The organism is Bradyrhizobium altum (assembly GCF_020889705.1).
Taxonomy (GTDB): Bacteria; Pseudomonadota; Alphaproteobacteria; order Rhizobiales; family Xanthobacteraceae; genus Bradyrhizobium; species Bradyrhizobium altum.
The window spans coordinates 1-5,035 of the sequence record NZ_JACMYP010000412.1 but is presented as its reverse complement, the minus strand read 5'-3'; the positions used below and the strand labels follow the sequence as shown (position 1 = coordinate 5,035).

General features: G+C 59.2%; 2 protein-coding genes and 4 pseudogenes. All 6 read left to right on the top strand.

Translation table 11 applies throughout. From position 1 onward, the window contains the following. Positions 1-743 precede the first annotated feature (743 nt). Positions 744-1,373: a NodA family N-acyltransferase gene (locus tag H8B02_RS45105; RefSeq protein WP_229172188.1), complete on the top strand. Its 630-nt coding sequence runs from the start codon at positions 744-746 to the stop codon at positions 1,371-1,373. Then, positions 1,370-1,917, top strand: a pseudogene (nodB, locus tag H8B02_RS45100) (chitooligosaccharide deacetylase NodB); the annotation flags it as partial. The gene H8B02_RS45105 and the pseudogene nodB, both read left to right, overlap by 4 nt. Positions 1,918-2,120: 203 nt before the next feature. Continuing rightward, a complete protein-coding gene (locus H8B02_RS45095) occupies positions 2,121-2,867 on the top strand; it encodes a sulfotransferase (RefSeq protein ID WP_229172187.1) in 747 nt (248 codons plus the stop codon). A 313-nt stretch (positions 2,868-3,180) separates the two neighbouring features. Continuing rightward, positions 3,181-3,959: pseudogene (locus H8B02_RS45090) on the top strand (IS110 family RNA-guided transposase); the annotation flags it as partial. Next, positions 3,956-4,352 (top strand): annotated as a pseudogene (locus tag H8B02_RS45085) (DDE-type integrase/transposase/recombinase); the annotation flags it as partial. The pseudogenes H8B02_RS45090 and H8B02_RS45085, both read left to right, overlap by 4 nt. A gap of 46 nt (positions 4,353-4,398) precedes the next feature. Further along, positions 4,399-5,035: pseudogene (locus tag H8B02_RS45080) on the top strand (transposase); the annotation flags it as partial.

Below are 5,035 nucleotides of genomic sequence, written 5' to 3'. Positions count from 1 at the left end.
CTCGCACATAGGCGCAGGCGCGGATATGACGCCGGTTACTCTCGGGAAGAGCCGGGTGCGGGAAAGCCGCCCGCCCGGATCTGTGAGGGCAAAGCCGATTGGCCGAGCTACTCGACCACGATCTTCGTGCGGCAGCCTACGCACACCCTCGTCCCGTCGAACCGTGTCGCTCTAGGATGCGCGCTCGACATGAGCAATTCCGGGAGATTAAGAAAACTGCACCGCGCCGGAGAAGCTCACCGGCTCATCGGTGAGTGGCAGCAGATCCAAGCTGACGGGCGGAGCTTTCCGCACGAGACACCAAGAATGTCCGAAAACGCACGATTCTGATAAAATCGGAAAGGCTGATCCTGAATAGGCGATCGGATTAGGTTCGGTTGAACCAGCTTTTGCTAAACAAGTGAGAGGTGAACGTGCAGCCTCGCGAATTGCGGGCAGCCAGCCCCTGTGCGGGCGGTACTACAAGTTCGCGGCCGCTCATTGCGATAGTTCGTTGTGGAAATGGCGCCTAGCCGGGGCGACAGTCGCGCCCATAGGCCGCTAAATCAAGTGAATACTGGTGCCACAACGATGGCCTTTGAAGCGCATGATGTGGATCGATCCATAGCGTGGATGTGTTATATCGAAACAATCAATTGTACTAATTGTCAGGAATGGCGCATAGGACAAAGACCTCGTTTCAGGGACAGCCATAGAAACCGACCTACTCGCTTGCAACACATCGCTCCGAGGTCAAGGTGCCCATGAACATTGCCGTATCCAGCTCCACGGGAAGGCTCTCGACGCGCGCTCAGGTGCAGTGGACGCTGCGCTGGGAAAGTGAGTTGCAACTCGAAGATCATGTCGAACTCGCCGAGTTCTTTCGAGCGGCCTATGGACCGACAGGGGCGTTTAATGGAAAACCATTCGAAGGAAGTCGAAGTTGGGCCGGCGCGAGGCCTGAACTCCGTGCAATAGGCTATGACTCGCGAGGTGTGGCGGCTCATTTGGGACTACTGCGCCGTTTCATCAAGGTTGGCGCGGTCGACGTGCTAGTGGCCGAGCTAGGCTTGTACGGGGTGCGTCCGGATCTTGAGGGAATTGGAATCGGCCATTCACTCCGCGTCATGCATCCAGTGCTGCACGAGCTTGGGATTCCATTCGCCTTCGGCACGGTTCGGCACGCGCTGCAGAAACATATTTCAAGGTTAGGCCGACACGGTCTGGCGACGATGGTATCGGGGGTTCGCGTGCGGTCCACTCTTCCGGATGCGCGTCTCGACAAGCCGCCTACGCGCATCGAGGATGTCGTCGTCGTAGTTTTGCCGATTGGACGGTCGATGGCCGATTGGCCGACCGGTACGATCATTGATCGGAACGGGCCAGAGCTGTGAGACACCCCGACTTCTTATCCGGACTGTGCAACGATTACGCTGACGCCACCGGATCTCACAGCCTTTATTTGACGTTTGATGACGGTCCCAATCCGCTTTGCACGACGGACGTTCTGGATGTGTTGGCGGAACAAGGTGCCGGCGACTTTCTTCGTCATCGGCACGTACGCTGCGGACCAGCCGAAGCTAATTCGACGAATGATTGCAGAAGGGCACGAAGTCGCTAACCACACGATGACGCATCCTGACCTATCTAGATGCCGGGCCCTGCGAAGCACAGCGTGAAATACTTGAGGCGAACAGGGTGATCAGGACCAGACCTCTATACGGCACATCCGGGCGCCGTATAGCATTTGGACTGACGAAGTGCTCGCCACATCGGCCAAAGCTGGACTGGGTGCGTTGCACTGGTCGGTAGACCCGCGAGACTGGTCTCGTCCTGGCGTCGAGTCGATTGTCAATGCGGTACTGTCTTCGGTCCGGCCAGATGCAATTGTGTCTCTTGCATGATGGGTGTCCTCCCTGCGAGCTGGAAAGAGCCAGCCATGCTGGTCGCGATGCAGAGGCTCTCCGAGTTCCAGCTAAAGCACAACATCGCCAACCTGAAAGTCAGCGTGTCGCGAGGTCCTTATGTTATCCAGTCAATTTGTCAGCTTTATGTAATGTCTTCCAAATGATTGGCCGGAGTTTACGCCGTCGAGTCACCTTCCCTCAAGCCTCTTGACTATGTCACCTAAGGAACATGCAGTGAACCACCCCACTCTGTCGCCTGAGCCGTTTGTAATTCTTGGCATGCCAAGGACCGGTACGCACTATTTAGAAGAATTGCTAAACGAGCATCCGAACGTGCTGAGCAACGGCGAACTGCTGAATCCATATGATAAGAATTGGCCCGATAGGGATCGTCTACTGCACAGCGATCACGAGCTTCTAGAACTTGCGTACCTCCGCTATCCCATGCGGAGCGACAAGCAAGTGACGCGCGTCGGCTGCAAGATCAACGAACCTCAGTTTCACGACCGTCCGGGCTTCTTTGCCGGCCTGACCCGTTGGCCAGGCCTCAAGGTCATCCTCGTTCGCAGAAACATCTTGGAATCGCTACGATCCTTGGTGCAGGCAAGGCAAACCCGTGAATGGCTGAAATACCGTTGTGACAACGATGACGCGCCGCCCCCGCGCGTCAGATTGTCAGTCACAGCTTGCGAAGCTTACTTCAAGACGGCCGACGATTTCCACGCCCGGGTCGCGCACTCCTTCTCGCTGACCAACATACTTGTAGTCGAGTACGAGAGTCTTCTTCGGGAACCCGCCGCTTGCTTGGCAACGATATGGGATTTCCTGCGGATCCCAGCGTTTCAGCTTTCTGGTCGCACCATCCTTCAGCGCCAGGAAGCACGATCGCTGGACCATACGCTAACGAATTTTCATGAGTTGCGGCTTCACTTCGCAGGCGGACCTTACGCCAGGTTGTTTGAGGTCGGTAAAGTCTGCTGACCATCGCAGCGGCGAGCGACAGTGCTCCAGGTGGCCTCTAACAGGTCTACATAGGCAGCCATGTGCCCAGACTCGCCAAGCCCTGTGATGGGGGAGATCAAGAATCACCAGGCGAAGGACACAGTTGAGCGGCCGAGGCGTAGACGACCGGCATGCCGACCACCCGTCCGCTCTTTATAGCCGCCATCGCTTTCCGCCGGATTGATCGTAAGACCGTATGTCCGTCTCTGCCGATGAGGTGGCTCGCCCTACACTGCACGTCCGAGGGTTGCTCGGGCGGTCCGAGCCGATCCTCATCACAGGAGGACGAGCCGTGGCGGATTATAGGGAAGCATTTGTCGGAATCGACGTCGGGAAGCTGAGAAACGCCATCGCGATCGCGGAGGCAGGCCGGGAAGGAGAGGTTCGCTTCTTCGGTGAGGTCGTTGCGTCGGTGACCAGCATGCGCCGGGTCATTGACCGGATCGCCAACCGAGCCGACGGGCTATGGTCTTTATCGCCTGATCCGATCGCTCGGCCACGAATGCACTGTGGTTGCGCCATCTCTGATCCCGAGGAAGCCAGGCGATCGCGTGAAGACAAATCGCCGCGACGCTGTTTCTCTCGCCCGGCTGCTGCGCGCCGGCGAGTTAACGCCAGTATGGGTTCCCGATCAGAGCCATGAAGCGATGCGCCCGAGCGGCGGCAGTTGAGACGATGCGGGTCCGCCGCCAACGGGTGAGTGCCTTCATGCTCAAGCACGGACGCACGGATCCCCGCAAGAAGGGCTGGACGATGCGCTATCTACGCTGGCTTCAGGAGCAGCAGTTCTATCACCCCGCGCATCAGATCGCACTCCAGGAAATGATCGAGGCGGTTCGCATCGCCAAAAAGCGGGTCGAACGTCTGGAACGCACGATCGAAGAGTTCGTCCCGGCCTGATCTCTGGAGCCGCTCGTGCGGGCGCTGCAGGCGTTGCGTGGGATCAATCTGATTGTCGCGGTAACATTCGCCACCGAGGTTGGTGATCTGAACCGTTTCGAAAGCCCGCGTCAACTCATGTGCTATCTCGGCCAGGTGCCGGGCGAGCGATCGACCGGAGGGACCGTCAGGCACATGTCGAGTTGAAGGCGCAGGGCCGCGGGGCGAGCCGTGGTCGCATCGAGCGATTGATGCGGCGTCATGGCATCAGGGCCATTATGGCGCGGCCCGCCGGGTGCGGACCACCGACAGTCGCCACGACCTGCCGATCGCCCCGAATCTGCTCGACCGCAACTTCATCGCCGCTGCTCCGAACCAGATCGGGTTGGCCGATATCACCTACATCGAGACCGATCAGGGCTAGCTCTATCTGGCCGCCGTCATGGATCTGTACAGCCGCAGGATTTTCGGTCCGGCGATGGCGGATCATTGGCGCGCGACCTGCCCTTGGCGCCCTTGCGGGTGGCGATCTCGGCGCAGCGGCCAGGTGCCGGCGTGATCCACCATTCCGGTCGCGGCGCCCAAGGCGGATTTAAACGGTCGTCGCAACACCCTGAAGTTGGAGGTTGCGATGAAAGTTGTAAGTCGACGTTCGGCGCGGTCAGGACGAGCGCCATTGCCATCGCCAGGCCGGCCGTCTACGGCCGGACGCGATGAACAGAATAGATTTTGGAAGGCGATTGCCACAGGGCAGAGCAGCGAAGATGCTGCGTTTGAGGCCGGATTATCGCAACCTGTCGGAAGCAGAGTGTTCCGAAAGGTGGGCGGCATGCCAACAGCGATGTTCAGATCTTCGGCCAAGCCTCTCTCCGGGCGCCACCTTTCATTGGCTGAACGCGAGGAGATCGCCCTTCTAAAGGTGCAGGGCCATTCCAGACGGGAGATTGGGCGCCGCTTGGGACGGGCTGCTTCGAAGATCTCCCGTGAATTGCGGCGGAACGCAGCCACCCGCGGCGGCGGGTTGGATTATCGGGCAAACAACTGCCCAATGGCATGCAGACCGATCTGCCTGCCGGCCCAAGCCGACCAAGCTTGCGCCCAACGCAGCCTTGCGCACTTATGTGGAGGAGAGACTTGCCGGCAGTGTTGTAGCCCCGAGCGGAGCTTGTATTGCTGGCCCCACCGTTCGGTGGAACGGCCGCCGGCATGGCCGGCGAAAGGATCGACGATGGGCCAAGGCATGGAGGCCTGAGCAGATTGCCCGACGT

Bases quoted from the DNA above. Each gene is read 5' to 3' on its own strand.
- H8B02_RS45105 (WP_229172188.1), top strand. From the start codon at position 744: ATGAACATTGCCGTATCCAGCTCCACGGGAAGGCTCTCGACGCGCGCT.